The 23,170-nt window shown below is 61.4% G+C and carries 21 protein-coding genes; 18 read left to right on the forward strand and 3 right to left on the reverse strand.

All coding sequences use genetic code 11. From position 1 onward, the window contains the following. Positions 1 to 53 precede the first annotated feature (53 nt). The 12 genes from K5R88_RS21795 (at position 54) to K5R88_RS21850 (ending at position 13,377) form a co-directional block, all read left to right on the forward strand. Complete coding sequence (locus K5R88_RS21795; protein ID WP_207285608.1) at positions 54 to 677, forward strand: SGNH/GDSL hydrolase family protein; 624 nt, start codon at positions 54 to 56, stop codon at positions 675 to 677. Continuing rightward, positions 674 to 1,342, forward strand: coding sequence for an alginate O-acetyltransferase AlgF (locus K5R88_RS21800; protein WP_226298324.1), 669 nt, complete (start codon positions 674 to 676; stop codon positions 1,340 to 1,342). Before K5R88_RS21795 ends, K5R88_RS21800 begins: the two co-directional genes overlap by 4 nt. 18 nt (positions 1,343 to 1,360) lie before the next feature. Then, positions 1,361 to 2,776 (forward strand): MBOAT family O-acyltransferase, encoded by a 1,416-nt coding sequence (locus K5R88_RS21805; RefSeq protein WP_226298325.1) that lies wholly within the window; start codon positions 1,361 to 1,363, stop codon positions 2,774 to 2,776. 11 nt (positions 2,777 to 2,787) lie between these two features. Further along, positions 2,788 to 3,930: an alginate O-acetyltransferase AlgX-related protein gene (locus K5R88_RS21810; RefSeq protein WP_226298326.1), complete on the forward strand. Its 1,143-nt coding sequence runs from the start codon at positions 2,788 to 2,790 to the stop codon at positions 3,928 to 3,930. A 301-nt stretch (positions 3,931 to 4,231) separates the two neighbouring features. Next, a complete protein-coding gene (locus tag K5R88_RS21815) occupies positions 4,232 to 5,119 on the forward strand; it encodes a TauD/TfdA dioxygenase family protein (protein WP_226298327.1) in 888 nt (295 codons plus the stop codon). 18 nt (positions 5,120 to 5,137) lie between these two features. Continuing rightward, a complete protein-coding gene (locus tag K5R88_RS21820; RefSeq protein WP_008024498.1) occupies positions 5,138 to 6,163 on the forward strand; it encodes an ABC transporter substrate-binding protein in 1,026 nt (341 codons plus the stop codon). Between the two features lie 5 nt (positions 6,164 to 6,168). Then, a complete protein-coding gene (locus K5R88_RS21825) occupies positions 6,169 to 7,029 on the forward strand; it encodes an ABC transporter ATP-binding protein (protein ID WP_008024500.1) in 861 nt (286 codons plus the stop codon). A gap of 20 nt (positions 7,030 to 7,049) precedes the next feature. Next, the gene (locus tag K5R88_RS21830) at positions 7,050 to 7,916 is read left to right on the forward strand and encodes an ABC transporter permease (protein ID WP_207285547.1); all 867 of its coding nucleotides are present in this window, start codon (positions 7,050 to 7,052) and stop codon (positions 7,914 to 7,916) included. A gap of 207 nt (positions 7,917 to 8,123) precedes the next feature. Then, positions 8,124 to 9,050, forward strand: coding sequence for a LysR family transcriptional regulator (locus K5R88_RS21835; protein WP_192226630.1), 927 nt, complete (start codon positions 8,124 to 8,126; stop codon positions 9,048 to 9,050). Between the two features lie 114 nt (positions 9,051 to 9,164). After that, positions 9,165 to 10,703, forward strand: coding sequence for an MFS transporter (locus K5R88_RS21840; protein WP_226298328.1), 1,539 nt, complete (start codon positions 9,165 to 9,167; stop codon positions 10,701 to 10,703). A 26-nt stretch (positions 10,704 to 10,729) separates the two neighbouring features. Then, positions 10,730 to 11,794 carry an HlyD family secretion protein gene (locus K5R88_RS21845; RefSeq protein ID WP_226298329.1) on the forward strand — a complete coding sequence of 355 codons (1,065 nt, stop codon included), beginning with the start codon at positions 10,730 to 10,732 and terminating at the stop codon, positions 11,792 to 11,794. After that, positions 11,791 to 13,377, forward strand: coding sequence for an efflux transporter outer membrane subunit (locus K5R88_RS21850; protein ID WP_226298330.1), 1,587 nt, complete (start codon positions 11,791 to 11,793; stop codon positions 13,375 to 13,377). Before K5R88_RS21845 ends, K5R88_RS21850 begins: the two co-directional genes overlap by 4 nt. Here the strand turns inward: K5R88_RS21850 and K5R88_RS21855 are convergent. Further along, on the reverse strand, positions 13,358 to 14,047 hold the full coding sequence (locus tag K5R88_RS21855; RefSeq protein ID WP_226298331.1) for an NYN domain-containing protein: 690 nt from the start codon (positions 14,045 to 14,047) through the stop codon (positions 13,358 to 13,360). The two genes, K5R88_RS21850 and K5R88_RS21855, sit on opposite strands and share 20 nt — an antisense overlap. Positions 14,048 to 14,547: 500 nt before the next feature. Between K5R88_RS21855 and K5R88_RS21860 the strand changes: the two genes are divergently transcribed. The 4 genes from K5R88_RS21860 to K5R88_RS21875 are packed head-to-tail and all read left to right on the forward strand — an operon-like array spanning position 14,548 to position 19,255. Further along, on the forward strand, positions 14,548 to 15,333 hold the full coding sequence (locus K5R88_RS21860) for an efflux RND transporter periplasmic adaptor subunit (protein ID WP_226298332.1): 786 nt from the start codon (positions 14,548 to 14,550) through the stop codon (positions 15,331 to 15,333). Further along, positions 15,330 to 16,649: an efflux RND transporter periplasmic adaptor subunit gene (locus K5R88_RS21865; RefSeq protein ID WP_207285551.1), complete on the forward strand. Its 1,320-nt coding sequence runs from the start codon at positions 15,330 to 15,332 to the stop codon at positions 16,647 to 16,649. The genes K5R88_RS21860 and K5R88_RS21865 overlap by 4 nt, the downstream gene beginning before the upstream one ends. Next, positions 16,650 to 18,746, forward strand: a complete 2,097-nt coding sequence (locus tag K5R88_RS21870) for an efflux RND transporter periplasmic adaptor subunit (protein ID WP_223451050.1) — start codon at positions 16,650 to 16,652, stop codon at positions 18,744 to 18,746. It begins immediately after the preceding gene. Positions 18,747 to 18,757: 11 nt separating this feature from the next. Beyond that, positions 18,758 to 19,255 (forward strand): GNAT family N-acetyltransferase, encoded by a 498-nt coding sequence (locus K5R88_RS21875; protein ID WP_192226644.1) that lies wholly within the window; start codon positions 18,758 to 18,760, stop codon positions 19,253 to 19,255. A 126-nt stretch (positions 19,256 to 19,381) separates the two neighbouring features. Here the strand turns inward: K5R88_RS21875 and K5R88_RS21880 are convergent, their stop codons facing one another. Together K5R88_RS21880 and K5R88_RS21885 are read right to left on the reverse strand one after the other, a co-directional pair. Next, the gene (locus tag K5R88_RS21880; RefSeq protein ID WP_226298333.1) at positions 19,382 to 19,693 is read right to left on the reverse strand and encodes a DUF6916 family protein; all 312 of its coding nucleotides are present in this window, start codon (positions 19,691 to 19,693) and stop codon (positions 19,382 to 19,384) included. A gap of 54 nt (positions 19,694 to 19,747) precedes the next feature. Continuing rightward, positions 19,748 to 20,335: a phage tail protein gene (locus tag K5R88_RS21885; RefSeq protein ID WP_226298334.1), complete on the reverse strand. Its 588-nt coding sequence runs from the start codon at positions 20,333 to 20,335 to the stop codon at positions 19,748 to 19,750. A gap of 239 nt (positions 20,336 to 20,574) precedes the next feature. Here K5R88_RS21885 and K5R88_RS21890 point away from each other — a divergent pair, with 239 nt between their 5' ends. Next, a complete protein-coding gene (locus K5R88_RS21890; protein WP_226298335.1) occupies positions 20,575 to 22,146 on the forward strand; it encodes a glycosyltransferase family 39 protein in 1,572 nt (523 codons plus the stop codon). Between the two features lie 152 nt (positions 22,147 to 22,298). After that, a complete protein-coding gene (locus tag K5R88_RS21895; protein ID WP_404943250.1) occupies positions 22,299 to 23,144 on the forward strand; it encodes a sulfotransferase family protein in 846 nt (281 codons plus the stop codon). Positions 23,145 to 23,170: the final 26 nt, after the last annotated feature.

Below are 23,170 nucleotides of genomic sequence, written 5' to 3' on the forward strand. Positions count from 1 at the left end.
CAGCAGGAGTTTGCACCGTGGCAGTATCGATTCTGGCAGGCATGACCATTTTGATGATCGGCGACAGCCACCTGGCAACGCCTGACTATCTGATTTCCTCCCTGCACGACAGCCTGGTTGCCCAGGGTGCGACCGTGCATACCTTGGGTATTTGCGGCGCCAACGCCGGTGACTGGCTCAAAGCCACGCCGGGCACCTGCGGTGGCGCCGAGCGCCGTGGCACGGAAAAAACCGTGGTGCTGGGCGGCAAAGCCGCGACCTTGCCGATCAGCCAATTGCTGGCCACCGACAAACCGGACCTGGTGCTGATTGTCATGGGCGATACCATGGCCAGCTACACCAAACCGGCGTTCCCGAAAGCCTGGTTGTGGCAGCAGACCACTGCGCTGACCAAGGAAATCGCGGCCAACGGCACCCGTTGCGCGTGGGTCGGCCCGAACTGGGGCACCGAAGGCGGCAAGTACGGCAAGACGTTTGCCCGGGTCGAGATGACCTCCAAGTTCCTCGCCGCCAACGTGGCGCCGTGCAGCTATATCGACTCGCTGCAGTTTTCCAAGCCGGGCCAATGGGCCACGGTGGACGGTCAGCATTTGACCGCGCCGGGCTACAAAACCTGGAGTGCTGACATCAGCAAGGCTCTGCTGGAAGCCCCAGCCGTCAAGGAAGCCAAGAAATGATCAAGCTGTTCGCGGCGCTCGCGGCCGTCCCGGTGTTGTCGATCAGTACGCTGGCCCACGCTGAAGTGGCGTTGTACCCCACCGGCCCGGCCGAAGATTCGGCGTTCATCCGCTTCGTCAACACCGGCACCGCGTCGCTGGACGTGATCGCTCAGGCCGGCCAACCGCCGCTGCGTCTTGAAGTGGCCGCACCGGTATCGTTGTTTTTCCCGGTGCAGGCCAGCAGTCCGATCAAGGGCAGCCTGGTCAGCGGTGCGCAAAAACTGGCCATGGATTTGAAAGTCGAGCCCGGTGAATTCGCGACCGTGCTGGTGTTGCCGGACGGTGCAGGCATCAAGCAAGTGGCGGTGCGCGAGCAGCCGGACGACTTCAACGGCCTGAAAGCGTCGCTGGCGTTCTTCAACGTCGACGCTTCGTGCGCCGATGCTAGTCTGCGTCCTGCCGGGCGTACCGCCGACCTGTTCAAAGCGGTGCCGGTCGACAGCTTGCAACGTCGCTCGATCAACCCGGTGAGCCTGTCGGTGCAACTGGTGTGCGCCAACGCCAACGTCGGCGGGCCGCTGGATCTGGGGGAACTCAAAGCGGGTGAGCGCTACAGCGTGCTGCTGGTGCCGTCGGCCGCAGGACCGCGTCTGTTGAACGCCACGGACTCGTTGTCCCACTGATCGGATCTCTGCGCCGCCATGGTCTTCGCCTCATTAGAGTTCCTGACATTGTTTTTGCCAGCGTTTCTGCTGGTCTACGCATTGGGCCGACCGGCCTGGCGCAATGTCATCCTGTTGCTCGGCAGTTGGCTGTTCTACGGCTGGCTGAGCCCGTTGTTCCTGACGCTGCATATCGTGCTGACGATTGTGGCGTGGGTGGGCGGCCTGCTGGTGGCCCGCGCACCGGACGGCTCCCGCGGGCGAGTGCGGCTGTTGATCGCGTTGATCGTGTTCAACACGGCGGTGTTGTGCTGGTACAAATACGCCAACATCCTCGCCGGGACCTGGAGTGAGCTGATCACGTATTACGGGGCGATGCCGCTGGAATGGCAGCGGGTGGCGCTACCGGCGGGCCTGTCGTTCATCGTGCTGCAGGCGATTTCCTATCTGGTGGATGTGCATCGGCATACCGTGCCGGTGGAGCGCAGTTTCATCAATTACGCCACGTACATTTCCATGTTCGGCCACTCGATTGCCGGCCCGATCATTCGTTATGACTGGGTGCGCCGGGAGCTGACGCAACGGTATTTCAGTTGGCAGAATTTCTCCCTCGGTGCACGTCGATTCATGATCGGCATGTGCATGAAGGTGCTGGTGGCCGATACGCTGTCGCCGCTGGTGGATGTCGCGTTCCACCTGGAAAACCCTTCCTTTGTCGACGCCTGGATTGGCTGCCTGGCCTACTCGCTGCAACTGTTTTTCGACTTCGCCGGCTACAGTGCCATGGCCATCGGCCTGGGCCTGATGCTGGGCTTTCACTTTCCGGAAAACTTCAACCGGCCGTACCTGGCCAGCAGCATCCAGGACTTCTGGCGGCGCTGGCATCTGTCGCTGTCGAGTTGGCTGCGCGACTACCTGTACATCGCCCTTGGCGGCAACCGCAACGGTGCGTGGAAGACTTATCGCAACCTGTTCCTGACCATGGCCATCGCCGGTCTGTGGCACGGCGGCGACAGCTGGAATTACCTGTTGTGGGGTTCGGCGCACGGGGTCGCATTGTGCGTTGATCGCCTCTGGTCCCGTTCCCGTTTGCCAGGCATTCCGCCGTTGCTCTCGCACAGCCTGACGCTGTTGTTCGTGTTCCTCGCCTGGACGCTGTTCCGCGCGCCGGATTTCCATTCGGCGCTGACAATGTATGCCGGGCAGTTTGGCCTGCATGGCTTTGCGTTGGGTGATGCGCTGGCGGTGACCCTGCGCCCGGTGCATGGGCTGGCAGCGCTGCTCGGCGTGGTGTGCATCCTCGCGCCGCTCCTGCAAAGCCGTGTCGAGCAGCGGTTCGCCCGTCACGCCTTGTTCGTTCCGGTCACGGCTCTGTGGCCGGTGGCGGGGTTCCTGCTTTCGTTTGCGTTGATCGCGAGCCGTGAAGCCGTACCCTTTCTGTACTTTCAGTTCTGATGACCGCGCCCATGACTTCTTCGTCTCCCGCACCGGCTCAACCCTGCGAACGTACCGCCCGCATCAGCAAGCTGTCGGGCGTCGTGTTCGTGGCTTTTCTGGCGCTGGGTTTCGCCTCTTGCGCCTGGCTGCTGGCGAGCGGCAAAGTCGAGTTCGTGCCGCCAAAACTCACGCGTCAGGCCGCGCTGGAAGGCGACATCACCCACAAGATTGCCAAGCAGTTGTCGCAGGCGTCAGTGCCTGAGCAGGCGGCGAATCTGGAGCGCGGCGCAAGCTGGCTGGCGCTGCACGACACCGGCCCACGGGTGCGCTCGGGGTGTGCCGGCTGGTTGTTCCTGACCGATGAGATGCGCATCAACCGTCACGTCGGCGCCAATGCCGATACCAAGGCCGGCGTGGTGCGTGAACTTCAGCAACGCCTGGCCAAACGCGGCGTCACGTTGCTGGTGGCGGTGGTGCCGGACAAGAGCCGCATCGCCCAGGCGCAATTGTGCGACCTGCGTCGCCCGGCGATGTTGCAGGACCGCGCTGCGGCGTGGGTCGAGGGGCTGAACAAGGCCGGTGTCGCTGCTGTGGACCTGGCGCCGAGCCTGCAACCGTTGGGCGCTGACGCGTACCTGCGCACGGACACCCACTGGAGCGAAACAGGCGCTGCCGCCGCGGCCAAAGCCGTGGCCACGCAAGTGCAGCGCATGGGCATCAGCGCCACGCCGCACAAAGATTTCGAGGCGCAGGTGCAAGAACCGGCACGCCGTCCGGGCGACCTGGTCAGGCTTGCCGGTCTGGAATGGCTGCCGGTGGCACTGCAACCGGCCCCGGAAACCGTGGCGGCCACCCGGATCAGCGAGAAAGCGGCCGCAGCGCAAAGCGGCGGCGATAACCTCGATGACCTGTTTGGCGATGACAACCTGCCGAACGTGGCGCTGATCGGAACCTCGTTCTCGCGCAACTCCAACTTCGTGGGATTCCTGCAGCAGGCGCTGGGTGCATCGATCGGCAATTTCGCCAAGGACGGGGGCGAGTTTTCCGGTGGCGCCAACGGCTACTTCAACAACCCGGCGTTCAAACAGACGCCGCCCAAGCTGATCATCTGGGAAATCCCCGAGCGGGATTTGCAGACGCCCTACAGTGAAGTGATCGATTGGGCGAAGTGAGGTGGGGCTGATGGCCTCTTCGCGAGCAAGCCCGCTCCCACAGTTAACCGAGTAGTCCTGACGGACACGGTCAAGGTGGGAGCGGGCTTGCTCGCGAAGGCTGCCTGACAGACAACACAATTCAAAAGCCATATCGTTATTCGCTAACGGCATTTAAATTTCAATTCTTATATCTATAAAGTCAATCTCCTGCGTACCTGCCGACCAATCGGCGCGCCGCACGAAACGAACCAACACGGGACCTCCGTGAGTTTCTGATCGACGCGCGCGCCCTTGAGCGTGCCGTGCGTGGGAGTGATTTATGTCTGTCGTCTCTGCAACTCAAAGCATCGCACCGCAAACCTTCGAGATTCGCCCGTTCAGCGGTGCCGTCGGAGCCGAAATCATCGGCCTGGACCTGTCCCGCCCGATCAATGATCAGGACTTCGCCCGCATCCATCGCGCGCACCTGGATCATCACGTCGTGGTGTTCCGCGACCAACGCATTACTCCCGAACAGCACATCGACTTCAGCCGCCGTTTTGGCGTGTTGCAGATCCACGTGCTCAAGCAGTTCCTGCTGACCGGGCACCCGGAAATCCTCATCGTTTCCAACATCATCGAAAACGGCCAATCCATCGGCCTCGGTGACGCCGGCAAGTTCTGGCACTCCGACCTGTCCTATAAAGAATTGCCGAGCCTGGGCTCGATGCTGCACGCCCAGGAATTGCCGTCCGAGGGCGGCGACACCTTGTTCGCCGACATGCACAAAGCCTGGGACAACCTGCCCGAGGCGCTGCGCAAAGCGGTCGAAGGTCGCTCGGCGGCGCACTCGTACACGGCGCGCTACAGCGAGACCAAATTCGAAGGCAACTGGCGTCCGACCCTGACGCCGGAGCAACTGGCCCAGGTTGCCGAAGTCGTCCACCCCATCGTGCGCACGCACCCGGAAAACGGTCGCAAGGCGTTGTTCGTCAGCGAGGGTTTCACCACTCGCATCGTTGGTTTGCCGGACGACGAGAGCAAGCAACTGCTCGACGAGCTCTACGCCCACAGCGTGCTGCCGCACAACATTTACCGCCATCGGTGGCAGCCCCATGACCTGGTGTTCTGGGACAACCGTTCGCTGATCCACCTCGCCGCCGGATGCCCCAGCCATCTGCGCCGCAAGTTGTATCGCACCACCATTCAGGGCGACGCGCCTTTCTGATTTGTCGGAGATTGAATCATGTCCAAACGTCTTCCCTTTGCACCGCTGGCTGCGGCCATCGGCCTGGGTTTCAGCCTGATCGCCGGCAGCCTGGTGGCGCCGACTGTGGCTCACGCCGAAGGTGAAATCCGCATCGCCGAACAGTTCGGCATCGTTTACCTGTTGCTCAACGTGGTGCGCGATCAGAACCTGATCGAAAAGTACGGCAAGCAGGAAGGCATCGACATCAAGGTCGACTGGACTCAACTGTCCGGTGGCGCGGCGGTCAACGATGCGTTGCTTTCCGGTTCGATTGATATCGCCGGTGCCGGCGTCGGTCCGCTGCTGACCATCTGGGACCGCACCCACGGCAAGCAGAACGTCAAAGCCGTGGCTTCTCTCGGCAACTTCCCGTACTACCTGGTGAGCAACAATCCGAAGGTCAAAACCATCGCCGACTTCACCGAGAAGGACCGCATCGCGGTGCCGGCCGTGGGCGTGTCGGTGCAGTCGCGCTTCCTGCAATACGCCGCCGCCAAGCAATGGGGCGACAAGGAATTCAATCGCCTCGACAAGTACACCATCGCCGTTCCGCACCCGGACGCCACGGCCGCGCTGATTGCCGGCGGCACCGAGTTGACCGGGCATTTCTCCAACCCGCCATTCCAGGATCAGGCGCTGGCCAACCCCAACGTCCATGTGGTGTTGAACACCTATGACCTGCTCGGCCCGAACTCGCCGACGGTGCTGTTCGCCACCGAGAAATTCCGCAACGAGAACCCGAAAACCTACAAGGCCTTCGTCGAGGCGCTGACCGAAGCGGCGCAATTTGCCCAGAACGATAAAGGCGCTGCCGCCGATACCTACATACGCGTGACCAAGGCGAAAATCGATCGCGCCGCGCTGCTGAAAATCATCGATAACCCGCAGTTCGAATTCAGCGTCACGCCGAAAAATACGTACCCACTGGCCGAGTTCCTCTACCGCGTCGGCGCGATCAAAAACAAACCGGATTCATGGAAGGATTACTTCTTCCAGGACACCAAACCGCTGCAAGGGAGCTGACCGACATGAACGCCCCTTTGCAAGGCCACACGGTCAGCAAACCGAACGTCGCAGCCCAGGCGCTGCTGTCGGTCGACAACGTCAGCCTCGAATACCGCACGCCGCAGCGTGTGGTTCGAGCGACCCACCAAGTCAGTTTTGAAATCGACCCGGCGGACCGCTTTGTTCTGCTCGGTCCTTCCGGTTGCGGCAAATCCACATTGCTCAAGGCGGTTGCCGGGTTCATCCAGCCCGTTGAAGGCGAAATTCGCCTGCAAGGGCAAACCGTCCATGCACCGGGGCCCGACCGGATCGTGGTGTTCCAGGAATTCGATCAGCTGCCGCCATGGAAAACCGTCAAACAGAACGTGATGTTTCCGCTGCTGGCGTCGAAAACCCTCAAGCGCCAAGAGGCCGAGGAACGGGCGCTGCACTATCTGGACAAGGTCGGGCTGGCGGCATTTGCCGATGCCTATCCGCACACTTTGTCTGGCGGCATGAAGGCACGCGTTGCCATCGCGCGGGCATTGGCGATGCAGCCGAAAATCCTCCTGATGGACGAACCCTTCGCCGCCCTCGACGCCCTTACACGCCGCAAGATGCAGGAAGAATTGTTGCTGCTGTGGGAAGAGGTGCGGTTCACGTTGCTGTTCGTCACGCACTCCATCGAAGAAGCGCTGGTGGTGGGTAATCGCATCCTGCTGCTGTCGCCGCATCCCGGTCGGGTACGGGCGGAAGTCCACAGCCATCAATATGATTTGCACAGTCTCGGCGGCGTGGCGTTTCAGGAGTCGGCGCGGCGGATTCATCGGTTGTTGTTCGATGAAGGCCAGTCACCGGAAACCGAGCGCGAGCTGGATTTTTCCGACATTCGCATCGCTTACTGAGCCATTGAGAGGAGTGCCCGATGAGCCAGTTATCATCTGCGCGTGAAGAGTTCGAAACCGTTTTGCAGCCGCTGACCAGCGTCCCGCTGGAGCGTGAGTTGCCCCTGGGTCAACGCCTGTGGCAGCAGGGCTGGATTCGCAAAAGCCTGATCCTGATTTTGCTCGCGGTGCTGTGGGAAGTGGTTGCCCGCATTCAGAACAACGACTTGCTGCTGCCGAGTTTTCTGCAAACCGCCGTTGCGCTGTATGACGGCCTGCTCAGCGGCGAATTGCTAGGCAAGGTGTGGATTTCGCTGGTGGTGTTGCTGAAGGGGTATTTGATCGGCATCGTCCTGGCGTTTGCCCTGACCACCTTGGCGGTGTCGACACAGTTCGGTCGCGATCTGCTGAGTACGCTGACCTCGATGTTCAACCCGCTACCGGCCATTGCGCTGCTGCCGTTGGCGCTGCTGTGGTTTGGGTTGGGGCAGAACAGCCTGATTTTCGTGCTGGTGCATTCGGTGCTCTGGGCGTTGGCGTTGAACACCTACGCGGGGTTCCTGGGTGTCTCGGAAACCTTGCGCATGGCCGGGCGAAATTACGGTTTGAAGGGCATGCGTTTCGTGTTGTTCATCCTGATTCCGGCGGCGCTGCCGTCGATTCTCGCCGGGCTGAAAATCGGCTGGGCCTTCGCCTGGCGCACGCTGATCGCCGCTGAGTTGGTGTTTGGTGCCACCAGCGGCAAGGGCGGTTTGGGCTGGTACATCTTTCAGAATCGGAATGAGCTGTACACGGATAAGGTGTTTGCCGGGTTGGCGGTGGTGATTTTGATCGGGTTGCTGGTGGAGAACCTGGTGTTTGATTCGCTGGAGCGGGTGACGGTGAAGCGTTGGGGGATGCAGCGCTAGATTTTTGTTGCCTGATCGGGCCCCATCGCGAGCAGGCTCGCTCCCACAGGGGATCTCCAGTGGGAGTAGATTTTGTGTACTACGGAAACCCCATGTAGGAGCGAGACCGGCTTGCCGGCGATGGGGCCAGACCTGCCAAAACAAAAAATGGAAGATGTTTGCTAGCATTGCGTCCAGGTCAATCCAGCCAGGCCAAGAGTGCTCAGCATGCAACTCCCGGACATGAATCTTCTGGTCGCCCTCGACGCCTTGCTCGACGAAGGCAGTGTGGTGGGCGCCGCGCGCCGCATGAACCTCAGCCCGGCGGCCATGAGCCGCACGCTCACACGAATCCGCGAAGCCATCGGCGATCCGATTCTGGTGCGCGCCGGTCGCGGCCTGGTGCCGACGCCCAAGGCATTGGCGTTGCGCGAGCAGGTGCGGGAGGTGGTGGAACAGGCCGCGTTGCTGTTCCGTTCCGCCGATGACGTGGAGCTGGGCAGTTTGCGCCGACGCTTCAGCATTCGCGCCAACGATTTCTTTGTCGGTGTTTACGGCGGCAAGCTGTTCGACACCATGGAGCGCCAGGCACCGCACTGCGAGCTGCGCTTCGTTCCGGAGGGCGATGGGGATGACGAAGCGTTGCGTGAAGGGCGCATCGATCTGAGCGTCAGCAACAATCGGCCGCTCATGCCGGAAGTGAAGGTCCAGAACCTGTTCTCCACCCATTTTGTCGGCCTGGTGCGCGAAGACCATCCGCTGTTCGACGAAGAAATCACCGCCGAGCGTTTTGCCGGGTTTTCTCACATCAGTATGTCCCGGCGCGGGATTGCTCGCGGCCCGATCGATACCGCGCTCAATGCTTTGGGCCTGGAGCGGCGAGTGGCGGTGATCGCGCCGAGTTTCCATGCGGCGATGTTTGCCTTGCCTGATTCCGATCTGATTCTGCCGGTGCCCAAGGAAGCGCTGCTGAGCGTGCGGCGGCTGGGCTTGAAATTGCGCTCGTTCACCCTGCCGATCCCGTTGCCGACCCTCATGCTGACCCAGGCCTGGCACCCGCGTTTTGACAAAGACCCGGCGCATCGCTGGATGCGTGAAACCCTCAAGGCGTGTTGCGATGCGACATGGCTGGCCGCGCAACCCACATCAGACTGAGCAGGGGTTTGTATTGCTGCATAGAACGCACTTATAACCTGCCGATAAGTTGATTTTCGTCAGGTCCCGCGCTTCTTAAAATGCTCCGACATTCACATCCCGGAGCTTGCAGTAATGACTTCCCTCACGGCCCCGGCACCTCTCGCCGTGGCCAGCCCAACGGTCGCCGTGACGCCACCGGTCTTCGGTCCGCGAATCATCATCGGCCTGGTGGGTGTTTTGCTGGCGGTGCTGGTGTCGGGCCTCAACGAGATGGTGACCAAGGTCGCCCTCGCCGACATTCGCGGTGCATTGGCCATCGGCTATGACGAAGGTACCTGGCTGGTCGCCAGTTACACCGCGACCTCGGTGGCCGCGATGGCGTTCGCGCCGTGGTGCTCGGTGACGTTCTCGTTGCGGCGCTTCACGCTCTGCGCGATCTGCGTGTTCACGTTGTTGGGCGTGCTGTGTCCGTTCGCCCCGAACTACGAAAGCCTGCTGCTCATGCGCACCTTGCAAGGTCTGGCGGGCGGTGCCTTGCCGCCGATGTTGATGACCGTCGCCCTGCGTTTTTTACCGGCCAACGTGAAGCTCTACGGTCTTGCCGGGTATGCCCTCACGGCCACCTTCGGTCCGGGGCTCGGCACGCCGCTGGCCGGGTTGTGGACCGAGCATGTCGGCTGGCAATGGACGTTCTGGCAAATCATCGCGCCGTGCCTGCTCGCCATGGCGGCGGTGGCCTACGGCTTGCCCCAGGACCCGCTGCGTCTTGAGCGTTTCAAGCAGTTCAACTGGCGCGGATTGCTGCTGGGTTTTCCGGCGATCTGCATGCTGGTGATCGGCATCCTGCAGGGCAATCGGCTGGACTGGTTCGAATCGACCCTGATCTGCGGACTGCTCGGCGGCGGGCTGGTGTTGCTGGTGCTGTTCCTGATCAACGAATGGTCGCAGCCGACGCCTTTTTTCAAGATGCAGATGCTCGGCATCCGCAACCTGTCGTTCGCCTTGCTGACCCTGGCCGGTGTGCTGGTGATTTTGCTGGCGGTGATCATCATTCCGTCCAGTTACCTCGCGCAGGTCCAGGGTTATCGCCCGGTGCAGACCGCACCGGTCATGTTGCTGGCGGCGCTGCCACAGTTGCTTGCGCTGCCGTTGGTGGCGGCGCTGTGCAACCTGCGCCGGGTGGATTGCCGCTGGGTGTTGGGGATCGGCCTGAGCATGCTGGCGCTGTCGTGCGTCGGTGGCTCGCAACTGACATCGGCGTGGATTCGCGACGATTTCTACGTGCTGCAACTGCTGCAAATCTTCGGTCAGCCGATGGCGGTGTTGCCGCTGTTGATGCTCTCGACCGGCAGCATCAGCCCGATGGAAGGGCCGTTCGCTTCCGCCTGGTTCAACACCGTCAAAGGCCTGTCGGCGGTGATCGCGACTGGCGTAATCGACGCGCTGACCACATCGCGGCTGCATTTTCATTCGACCATGCTGGTGGACCGTCTCGGCAACTCGCCGTTGGCCGACAGCGACAGCGCGGGCCTTGCCCACCGGCTGCATGAGCAAGCCGTGGTGCTGACCGCCTCGGACCTTTATCTGTGCATGAGCGGCGTCGCCTTGGCGCTGATCCTGTTGATTTTCTGGCTGCCGACGCGGATCTATCCGCCGCGTGCGCCGACATGAATGCTTCATTGAAACAGAAGGTTTTTATGACGACTCAATCCAAGCAAAAAATCGCCGTCGCAATTGCCTCCGTGGTGGCGGTCGGCGTGCTGGTGTATCTGCTGGCGCCGGGAGTTTTTGGCAAGCGCACGCAACAGAACACCAATGACGCCTTTGTCTCTGCCGACTTCACGTTGGTCGTGCCCCGCGTCGCCGGGTTCATCAAGGAAGTGCTGGTGGAAGACAACCAGCAGGTCAAGGCCGGGCAGTTGCTGGCGCTGATCGATGACCGCGACCTGCGCGCTGCCGCTCAAGCCGCCGACGCCGAAACGCTGGTGGCGCGGGCGCAACTGCAAAACGCTCGGGCGACCCTTGAGCGCCAGACATCAGTGATTGCGCAGGCGCAAGCCACGGTGGTGTCGGCGAAGGCTGAAATGGCGTTCGCCGAGCATGAATTGAACCGCTACAACCACCTTGCCGGCGTTGGCGCGGGTACGGTTCAGAATGCTCAGCAAGCACGTACGCGTATTGATCAAGCCCGCGCCCGGTTAGCCAATGCCACGGCGGTGCTGTCGGCGGAGCGCAAGCAAGTGGAGATCCTCACCGCCCAGCGTGACGCCGCCGACGGTGGATTGAAACGGGCGCTAGCGGCCCTGGAAATGGCCAGCTACGAGCTGTCCTATACGCGCATCGTCGCGCCGCAGGATGGCATGGTGGGCGAGCGTGCGGTGCGTGTCGGTGCGTATGTCACGCCGGGCAGCAAGCTGCTGGCCGTGGTGCCGCTGGCGCAAGCGTATGTGGTCGCCAATTTCCAGGAAACCCAACTGACTGAGGTGCAGCCGGGGCAGGGTGTGCAGGTGCACGTCGACAGCCTTGGCGGCGAAGCGTTGCGCGGTCGTGTCGAGAGCATTGCGCCGGCCACCGGGGTGACTTTCGCGTCGATCAAACCGGACAACGCGACCGGCAATTTCACCAAGGTTGTGCAGCGGATACCGGTGAAAATCGTCCTCGATCCGGGGCAGCCTTTGGCTGAGCGATTGCGGGTGGGGATGTCGGTGGAGGCTAGTATTGATACGGCTGAAACTGGCAAGCATGAGGTTGCTCAACGATGAAGATGTTTGTTAACCGGGCTGGCCTCATCGCGAGCAGGCTCGCTCCCACAATGGATCTGCGCAACGTTCACATTCTCAGCACAAAAGAAGACCCCTTGTGGGAGCGAGCCTGCTCGCGAAGAGGCCGTCAGCCTCAACTAGCCTTTTGTGCCTTGTTGGTCATGAGCCTCACCGCTTGCACAGTCGGCCCTGACTTTCAGAAACCTCTATCACCACAAATTGCCGAATGGTCGAAACCGTCGAAAGCCGCCGCCAGTGAAGTGATAACCGCTCATATGGACGAACGCTGGTGGGAAGTTTTCCAGGACCCGAAACTCTCGACCCTGACCCAACGCGCTCTGACCGACAACCTCGACCTGAAACTCGCCAGCAGCCGTTTGCAGCAAAGCCGCGCTGCGCGGCAGGTGATCACCGCCGAACGCTATCCCAACACCGCCGCCACCGGCAGCTACGGGCGCAAACGCAACAGCGGTGAAGGCCTGAGCGATCCGTCGGGGCACCACGGTGACTCGGCGTTCAACCTGTGGGACGCAGGTTTCTCGGCCTCCTGGGAACTGGATTTCTGGGGGCGTGTGCGACGCGAAACCGAAGCGGCTGATGCCACCCTCGAAGTCGCGGAGAACGACCAGCGCGGTGTGCTGCTGTCGGTGCTCGCCGAAACCGCCCAGGACTACATTCAACTGCGCGGCGTGCAAAGCACACGAGCCGTCACCGAGCAGAACCTCGACGTCGCCCGCCACAGCCTGAAGCTGTCGCAACTGCGCCTGGCCGACGGTGTCGCCACCGACCTGGATGTCGCCGAAGCCGCCGCGCAAGTCGCGGCCATCGAATCGCGCTTGCCGGCACTGGAGCAGCGCCAGTCGCAACTGATCAACGCGCTGAGTCTGTTGATGGGCGAGCCGCCGCAAGCGCTGCACGCCGAGTTATCCACAGACGCGCCGGTGCCACAAACCCCGCGTCAGGTCGCCATCGGCCTGCCGTCGCAACTGGCCGAGCGCCGCCCGGACATCCGCCAGGCCGAAGCCCGCTTGCATGCCGCCACCGCAAACATTGGCGTGGCCAAGGGCGATTTTTATCCGCGCATCACCCTGTCGGGCAACCTCGGTTCGCAGGCCATGCAACTGAGTGACTTCGGCTCATGGGGTTCGCGTACTTTCGGCATCGGCCCGCAATTCAGCTTGCCGCTGTTCGACGGCGGTCGCCTGCGCGGTGTGCTGAATTTGCGTGAAGCGCAACAACAGGAAGCCGCCATCGCGTACCAGCAAACCGTGCTGCGCACCTGGCACGAAATCGACGATCAACTGACCACCTACAACGCCAGCCAACTGCGTCGCGACAGCCTCGCCGAAGCCGTACGCCAAAACCAGATCGCCCTGCGCACCGCGCAACAGCAGTACATGGAAGGCGTGGTGGATTTCGTCAACGTCCTCACTGTGCAAGGTGAATTACTGGCGACTCAGCAGCAATGGGTCGAAAGTTCGACCGGGGTGTCGCTGGCGATGGTCGGGTTGTACAAGGCGTTGGGTGGGGGATGGGAGTCGGTGTATCCGGTGATAGAGGGCGCTACCAATAATCCGGTTTGATCGCGGGTGCTTTGTGCGTGGGAACTCGGGGTGGGAACTGGTGTGAGTGCAACTCTTCTGACGAGACGACTCGGCGCATCCAGTGGGAATGTTCTATCAGCGAGCCGGGTGGAGAGCGTTTGAATCCGGTCCGGCATGGAAGAACGACGCCCACGGTCATTTGCGGGAAGTCCTCTCGGATAGCGCGCAGCGCGGGAGTCATGTCGGTATCTCCGGATACCAGAACGAATTGCTGTATGCGTTCAGCAATGTGAATGTTGGCCTGCCTGGCGGCCGTGCGATACATGCTAATTGCGATATGGACGTCGGTTTCTTTCTCTTCGAGTTTCCATATCGCGACTTTATCCAGGCGCGAGGCAGCGACTTTTTTGTCGATAAAACGCGGCGCTGCGGCCCTCTCAAGTTGGTGGCGGCCATAGTGAACAGTCACATTGCTGGCTCTCAGGGCGCGAATGTAGGTGTCTTGAGCCTCTTTTGAAATCCTGCCACGGGTAGCCAGCTCAGGTTTGACGGAAGACGTGAAGTAATCGATTGAGGCGAGGACGCTTTGAGGATTCTCGATATTGGCAATATGCGTCAGTAACCGCGGCAGGTTTAGCCATTTGTAAGGCGTGCCGGCCAGCAATCCGTAGAACACGTTGTAGCCGTCAACAAAGAACGCAGTGCGCACAAATCCAATCCTCAGAAACGAAAAAACCGGCCGAAGCCGGTTTTTTCACCCCAACGGCCAGAGAACTGAATCTCTGCGTACGGGGTTGAGTAGTGGGCTGATCCTAAATGGGGTCCGCGATATGCGTCAACCATTGTCTGACCGAACTCTACTTCGCTGGATGTTTCTCCACCGCCGGCAACTCAGTTTTGTGTATTTGCCTGGCAAATGGTCAAGGTGCTTCGGGCTTCAACTATTAACAATTGTTGCGACTTTAAGGTTCCGGTGACAGCGAGTGTGTAGGGATGTGAATGTCTATGACTACTTTCATTTTTGGCCGAGTGGAAGTTCCCCATTTCGTGTGGGATTTAATTCCATGTACTCATCGCATGGGTGATCAGCCCACTCCACGGGAAATAGTTATCAATTTGAAACCAGACATTTCCTACCAATAAACTCCACCCACTTGACGCTCACCCACGCTGCCATAGACTCCGCTCATCCGTCAGGGAGTTACGGTTATGCGACGAGTTCGTGTGTGGGTTATCGGATTGACCATTTTAACGTGTACTGCTCAGGCGCAAACGCCCGTGCCAGACGATCCGCTGTTGGACAGCAGCACCGTCGGCAGCAGCGGTTCGGCAGCCAGCACCGAAGCCCGTGGTGTGTTGCGGGCCAGGGATCAGGCGATGCTTGCCAGTGAGTTGTCCGGGCGGATTGTCGAGTTGCCGTTCAGTGAGGGCGAGTCGTTCAAGAAGGGCGATACGCTGGCGCGTTTCGATTGTTCGGCCTATCAGGCGCAGCTCAATGCGGCGCAGGCTGCGAGCCGTGGGGCCGGTGAGGAGTTGGCTCACAACAAACAACTGGCGGCGTTGAATTCGGTCGGGCGTTTCGAAGTGGCGCGGGCCGAGGCCCGGCTCAGCGAGACGCAGGCGCAATCTCAGGTGTATCAGGTTCAGGTCAAACGCTGCAGCGTGGTTGCGCCGTTTGATGGCCAGGTGGTGGAGCGCAAGGTTCAGCGTTTTGAAAGCGTTGCTGCCGGCGCGCCGTTGCTCGATGTGGTCGACAACCGCACCCTGGAAATCCATTTGCTGGTGCCGTCGCGCTGGATGGGCAAACTCAAGCCCGGCCAGACGTTCAGTTTTGTCCCCGATGAAACCGGCCAGCCACTGGATGCCACGGTCAAACGACTGGGGGCGCGAATTGACGAGGGCAGCCAGACCTTGCTGTTGGTCGCGACGTTGCCCAATGCCTCTGGTTTGTTGGCCGGCATGAGCGGCACGGCGCGTTTCGCGGAGCTCAAGTGAACGCTCCGGTCAGCGGCGGCGCGGAACAGGTCTTCGCCCGCTTTCTCGATCTTGAGCGCCAGACCCGCGCCGCACGCACTCCGTCGCAACTGGCCTACAGCCTGGTCAATGACGCTCAGGGCTTGTTCGGTTTTCGTCATGCCGCGTTGTTGATTGCCGGCAAGGTGCACGCGGTGACGGGCGTGAGCACCGTCGACCCGAACGCGCCGTTCGTGGCGTTCGTCGAGCAGGCTGTGGCGCAGTTGTTCAAGCGTGATGTGCTGAAGCAGGCGCGGGTGATTGCGCCCGATCTGCTCAGCGAATCGATTCAGGCGGACTGGCAAAGTCTGTCCGCCGCCCAGGTGTTCTGGCTGCCGCTGATCGATCACCAAAGCGAAGTGTTCGGCGGTCTGTGGCTGGCCCGGGATTTACCGTGGAACCCGGCCGAACAAGTGCTGCTGTCGCAACTCGGCGACACTTACAGTCACGCCTGGCTGGCGCTGCAACCGCACAAGCCCTGGCGATTGCGCTGGACCCGAAAACGTCAGGTCGCGTTGATTGCGCTGCTGGTGCTCGGGATGTTGATCCCGGTGCGCCAATCGGTGCTGGCGCCGGCCGAAGTGGTGCCATTGGGCGGGCGCGTCGTGGCTGCGCCGCTGGACGGCGTGATCGCCGAATTCCTGGTCAAACCCAACCAGACGGTGAAAACCGGCGATCCGTTGCTGCGCTTCGAAGGCACCACCCTCAAGGCTCAGGCTGATGTGGCCGAACGCGCGTTGGGCGTTGCCGAAGCTGAATTGAAAGCCAATTCCCAGCGCTCGTTTGCCGATGCCGAGTCCAGTTCGAAGATTGACTTGCTGGCGGCGCGCGTCGAACAAAAACGCGCCGAACGGGACTACGCCCGTGAATTGCTCAAACGCAGCGAAGTGCGGGCCGAGCGCGACGGTATCGCGGTGTTCGCCGACGCCGAACGCTGGACCGGCAAACCGGTGCAGACCGGCGAACGGCTGATGGAAATCGCCGACCCGAGCCAGGCCGAACTGCGTATCGAGCTGGCGGTGAGCGATGCGATCTCCCTGGAGCCGGGTGCGCAAGTCGCGCTGTTCCTCGACAGTGATCCGTTGCAACGGCATTCGGCCCGGCTCGAGCGCGCCGCATACGAAGCACAACCCACCGCCGGCGGGCAGTTGGCCTATCGGCTCGATGCCAGTTTCGATCAGGCGCCGCCGCGCATCGGCTTGCGAGGGACGGCGAAAATCTTCGGCGATCGCGCGCCTCTGGCGCTGTACCTGTTACGTAAACCACTGGCCGGTTTGCGCCAGAGTGTGGGCCTGTAGATGAGCCTGCCGAGCCTGCGCGCGGATTTGCAATTGACGCCCGCTTCACCGGCGCTGGATGGCTCGCCGCGCTGGACGTTGGCCGACCCGGTGCGCGGTCGCTATTTCAAGCTCGGGGTGGCGGCGATGCGCTTGCTGCGACATTGGTCCCTGGGCGATCCCGAAAAAATACTGCACGCCGCCAATCGCGAGCCGGGTTTGCCGTTGGCCGGCAGCGATCTGGAGCAACTGCTGAGCTTTCTGCGCAGCCACGATCTGATCAGCGCCCTCGACCCGCAGCAGCGTGAAAGTTACAACTTGAAAGCCGCCGCCCAGCATCAGTCGTGGTGGCAGGTCTTGTTGCATCAGTACCTGTTTTTCCGGATTCCTCTTTGGCGGCCGGATGCTTTTCTCAATCGCGCCTGGCCCTGGCTGTCGCGATTCGGTCCGCAAACGCTGCGCTTCGGATTGCCGGCAACACTGATCCTGGGGGTCTTTCTGGTGTCCCGGGATTGGCAGCGATTCATCGCGACTTTCCCCCATTTGTTCAGCCTGGGTGGCGCGCTGGCCTTCGGCGTGGCGTTGTTCTTTGCCAAGCTGTGCCACGAATTCGGCCACGCGTTCATGGCCAAGCGCGCGGGCTGTCGGGTGCAAAGCATGGGTGTGGCGTTCATGGTGCTGCTGCCGATGTTCTACACCGATGTCAGCGATGCCTGGCGGGTCAATGATCGACGTGCCCGATTGCTGATCGGGGCCGGTGGCGTGTTGGCCGAACTGCTGCTGGCGAGCATCGCGCTGCTCGCCTGGTCGCTGTTGCCCGACGGACCGGCGCGCACGGCGGCGTTCATGCTCGCCAGTGCCACCTGGATTACTACGCTGGTGATCAACCTCAATCCGTTCATGCGGTTCGACGGCTACTTTCTGCTCAGTGATTTCTGGGACGTGGAGAACCTGCAAGGGCGAGCCTTTGCCCTGTGCCGCTGGCATCTGCGTGAGACCTTGTTCGGCTACGGCGCCCCGGCTCCGGAACCCTGGTCGCCGACGATGCGGCGGCGTTTGCTGGTCTGGGGTTATGGAACGTGGTTGTGGCGCGCGGTGCTGTTTTTCGGGATTGCGCTGGCGGTGTACCACTTGTTCTTCAAGCTCTTGGGGATTTTCCTGATGCTGGTGGAGCTGGTGTGGTTCATCTTTCTGCCTATCGTGCGCGAGTGGCGCGAGTGGTGGAGCCAGCGTGAGCACGCCCATGTGTCGCGGGTGTTGTTGAGTGCGTTGGGGCTGGCCGCGCTTGTACTGTTTCTGGCGCTGCCCTGGCGCAGTGCCGTGGAACTGCCGTCGATGCTCGAGGCCGGGCGCGTCAGTACCTTGCATGCGCCGGTGGCGGCGCGGGTCAAGCAGGTAAACGTCAGTGACGGTCAGGTGGTGGCTCAGGGCGATGTGCTGATCGAATTGGTGTCGCCGGATCTGGATTCGCGCCAGGCCATCGTCCGTCGCGAAATCCAGATCCAGCAATTGCAGATGCGCCGCCAGGCAAGTCGCAGCGAAACCGCCGCCGATGCGGGCATTGTCGAGCAGCGCCTGGCGGAGGCCGTGGCCGAGTACCGTGGGTTGGCTGCGCAACGGGAGCGGCTGCTGATTCGGGCGCCGCAGGCGGGCAAGGTGCGAGATCTGTTGCCGCAGTTGTCCGCCGGTCGCTGGTTGTCGCCCAAAGATCCGTTGGCGCGGGTAGTGGAGGACGGCGCACGGCTGCGTGGTTATCTGGCCGAGGCTGAGTTGTGGCGTGTTGCACCGGGCGCCAGTGGACGGTTTATCGCCGATGATCCGATGCACCCGGCGATCGCCGTGCAATTGACCGAAATCGACACCAACGGTGCGACCTATGTCGATCAGGAGGCATTGACCTCCGATCACCACGGGCCGATTGCCGTGCGCCGGGATGCCTCGCAGCGGGCCGAGCCGGTACAGGGACAATACGGCGCGCGGCTGAACACCCTCGAGGCCACCCCGACGCCGCTTCAACCTTTGCGTGGCGTGGTGGTGTTGCAGGGGAGCGGCGAGTCTTTGCTGGGCGTTGCCTGGCGGCGGATGGCCGCGTTGGGTGTCAGGGAAAGCGGTTTCTAAGGAGAGCAGCGATGGCGAACACGGATGCTGTGGTGGCCGACGGTTTGGTGGTGCGGCCGTCGCGCGTTAACGATGGTCCTTTTCTGCACAGGCTTTATCAATCGGCACGACCGGATCTGCAATGGATCGACGGCGAGCGAGAGGTGGTTGAGCAGGTCGTCGCCCAGCAATTCCAGGTACAGGAACAAGGGCTGGGAGAGCACTTCCCCAACGCGATGCACTACGTGATCGAAAAGCTCGACACGGCCATCGGTGCGTTGACCACCGATTTTGGCCCCAATGAAATCCGCGTGCTTTACCTGGCGTTCATCCCGCAGGCTCGTGGCCAGGGTTACGGTCGGGCGGTGCTGCAAGGGGTGCAGAAAGCTGCGCAGCAGATTCGCTGCCCGGTGGCCACGGTGGTCTGGGCCAACAATGCCCACGCGCGCCAGCATTACCTGGCGCTGGGGTTTCAGGTTGAAGAGCGTAATCCGGCGGCGGAGCGGTTGGTGTGGTATCCCAATGGCTGAATACAACCATGACCCTGTGGGAGCGAGCCTGCTCGCGATAGCGGCGGATCATTCAGCAGTGATGTTGAGTGTGAAGGCCCCTTCGCCGGCAAGCCGGTCTCGCTCCTACATTTTGATCCCTGTGAATCAGTTGAATGCGATGTAGAAATATCCCACGCCCGGATCACGCCCCATGGCGGGCACCCGCGAGACAAAAATATCCTCCACGTAGCCAAGTTCCGGTAACTCCAGCGCACACAACCCATCTACGAACTCTGTGGGTTGCAGGCTGTTGAACTCGACCCGGAACGGCATGCGTTCGCTTTTCGGCATCCGCGCCCGGGGTGATTCTTCAAGGCTGTCGATATGGATCGGCAGCTCACTGCCATCCGGCAACCGCAGCGTCCCCGTCTTTCCCAGAAGCGCCTGAAAGTGTTGGTGTTGAACCTGTTGCAGCATGGCGTCACTCCCAAAATGAAAGTGACCGGGGGCGTTGAATCCCCCGGCCGGATTTCAACCGCGCGAAGGGAACAGCCCTTCCAGGGCAATGCTGAAGTTCAGCACCAGGAACGGGTTCATCGTTTCCATGGGCAGGCCGTTGCCGGCGGACGAGATTTCCCCGGTGACTGTCGTGGCCACACCCTTGAGCGGCACGGCTGCCGCACCTTGCTGATCGGAGTAGATGCTCGCCGAGCCCGGTCCGCCGCCGGAAGCGCCGATGTACGAGTTGGTCGCGGTGGGGGTGGTGACCGGGTTGCTCGCCGGGCTGGCCAGTTGCAGGGTGGTGGTGGCCGTCAGCCCGGACAGGGCGTGGGTGTGATTGGGCAGGTTGGTGATGGTCGCGGTGACGTTCTCGGTCCCGGAGAACTCGCCGATGACGCGTGGGGTCAGGTTCAGCCCGTTACCCATGCACACCGGCATTCGGCCTTGCAGGTTGGGCAGCATGAAGTTGGAGACGCCATTGCCTCCGAAGTTGACGCCCAGCAGCGCGAACAGTGCGTTGTATTGCTGGATTGCGAGCGTCTGGCCATTACACAAGGCCCAACCGCTGGGCGCGTAGTTAAAGGCGAAAGGCTGGATAGTGCCGATGAATACTTCCATAGTTCCTCATCCCTCAGGTTAGTTGTCTGGCGCGCCACAAGCGTGGCCCGGACATCCGGAACCATCGTTGCGATCAGCCGACTCCATTCATTTCCCTGGCTGAGTCACGCCAAACCAGAGCGTAGTTGATGCGCCTCACGGCCGAATGTCGCTGGTCGCAAAACCGGCATCGACGACGAACCGGCGCCGTCCTAAAGTGATCAACAGGCAGGGTGGTCGAGGGCTGTTTCAGGGGGGTAATGGAGGCGCGCAGAGAAACACCGTTTGGCGGCACCCATGAGCCGCACGCCGCACCCGGCATCTGGGCGATTGTTCAGCGCTGGTTGCGCTGGGCGCAGGAGCACTGGCTGTTGCCGATCCTGGCGTTGGCGGCGCTGGTGCGTTTCTACGACCTGACGGCGGCCGCCATTTGGGGCGATGAAGGTTCCAGCCTGCTACTGAGTCAGTATTCAGTGGCCGACATCTGGGTCCATGCGGCCCATGACGTGCACCCTCCGCTGTATTTCCTGCTGCTGCATGGCTGGGTCGGGTTGTTCGGCGACGGCATTTTTTCGATCCGCTGCCTCAGCGCCTTGCCCGGCATCGTCACGGTGTGGCTCGGCGTCTGGCTGATGGATTTGCTCGCCACTCGCCGTGCAGCGCTGCTGGCTGGTTTCCTCTTGGCACTGTTGCCCACGGCGGTGCGCTACAGCCAGGAAGTGCGCATGTATTCGCTGTTGGGGTTGTGGCTGATCGGCGCGACGATTGCCTTGGCCTACTGGATCAGGCGCCCGCATCGCAGACGGTATCTGGTGGCGTATGCGCTGTTGATGACTGCTGCGTTCTACACCCACTACTTCACGGCCCTGTGCGTGCTCTGCCACTGGCTGTATCTGGGGCTGATCCGCGTCCAGCCGGGGCATCGATTGCGCCATGTCCAACGCCCCGGCTGGTGGCTGGCGAATGTCGCGATCGTGTTGTTGTACCTGCCGTGGGCGCCGAGCCTGATCGATCTGCTCCAGCATCTGGATCAACTCAAGGCCAACGGCGATGTGGGCTGGGAAACGCCTGTCACGTTCGGCTCGTTGCCTTCGATGTTCTGGTCGTTCCTGATCCAGGACGATGGCGAGAACCTGCCGACGCTGATGTTCATCGCGATGCCGCTGGCCTTGCTGGCCATTGTGGGGGTGGCGCTGACGCGGGACCGCAGTGTCTTTCGTGGCAGCGCGCTGCTGGTGATCTACACGGCGTTGCCGTTGCTGCTGGTGTTCGGGGTTTCGTTTATCACGCCGGTGTTTATCGAGCGCTACCTGACGGCGTATGCCCTGGGGCTGCCGATGATTGTCGCGCTGGCGGTTGATCGTCTGTATTCAGGCTTTCGGGTACTGGCCGTGACGGTGCTGGTGCTGTTTGTCGGTGTTGAACTGGTGGGTTTGAAGAACAACGCCACGGTGGACACCAATGATCAAATCAACGTCATGGTCGACTATGTGAACCAGCACTTCGTGACCGGTGACCGGATCGTCACCAGCGACATGCTCTGGTACCTCAGTTACGTCTATTACAACCGCACCGAGGCCAAGCCCCTGCTGTTCACTCCGCCGCTGGCCAATGGCGCTTCGAGCCGGCCGAACGCCTATGGCTTTGGCACATTGGTGACTCAGGACACGTACCTCGACAGTCTCGACCGCTTGCCCAAGGGCAGTGGCCGAGTCTGGCTGATTGGCACCGTCGATGTTCCGGACGAATTCGCGCCGTTACCCTCAGGCTGGCAGCGCTCGGGCGAAACACAGGCGGGAGGCGCCACTGCGCGATTGTTCGTACTGCATTGAGCCGGTGGAATGCTTAAACGATTCACCTCGCAAGCAGTAATAAAAAACGCGTTTTAGTCTGCGCCGTAACTTCGATTTGATATCAAAACACCACTACTTCTAAGGCCATTCATGGTCTACGCTCCGTCATACATAAAGGACTTATGACTAGGGTGAAGGGATTGCAGCAGTTCCATTTTATTTCCGGCTTGCCGCGCTCGGGCTCGACCCTGCTTTCTGCAATCCTTTTGCAGAACCCGCGTTTCCATGCCGGCATGACCAGCCCCGTCGGCTCACTCTTTTCCGGTGTCCTCGAACAATGCAGCGCCGGCAGCGAGTTCGGCGCGGTAATCGATACCGACCTGCGCCGCCGTTTGCTTCGCGGCCTGTTTGACTCCTTCTACGCCGACAAGGCCGACAAACCGGTGGTGTTCGACACCAACCGCTTGTGGAGTTCGCGCCTGCCGGCCATCAGCGATCTGTTCCCGCAAGCCAAGGTCATTGCCTGTGTGCGCAACGTTGCCTGGGTCATGGACAGCATCGAGCGTCTTTATCGCGCCAACCCTTTTGAAAACACCAAGCTGTTTGGCGATGCGGTCGAACGCAACACGGTCTACAGCCGCTGCGAAACCCTCGCCCAACGCAATCGCCTGGTCGGTTTTGCCTGGGCGGCGCTCAAGGAAGCCTATTACGGTGAACACGCCGACTCGCTGCTGATCGTCGATTACGACCTGCTGACTCAAGCGCCTGACCGGGTGATGCGGCTGGTCTACGACTTCATTGGCGAGCCCTGGTTCGAGCACGATTTCGACCACCTGGCCTACGACGCGCCGGAGTTCGATCAAGCCCTCGGCGTGTCCGGCCTGCACAAGGTCAAACCCAAAGTCGAGTTGCAATCGCGGCGCACGATTCTGCCGCCGGATTTGTTCAAGCAGTACGCAGAATTGTCCTTCTGGCTCGATGGCTCTGCCAGCGCCGCCAATGTCATTCGTATGAAAGCCGATGCCGCGATCAGTTGATCGCGGCGTTTTCGTTTACGCAGAAA

The organism is Pseudomonas sp. MM213, assembly GCF_020423045.1.
GTDB lineage: Bacteria > Pseudomonadota > Gammaproteobacteria > Pseudomonadales > Pseudomonadaceae > Aquipseudomonas > Aquipseudomonas migulae.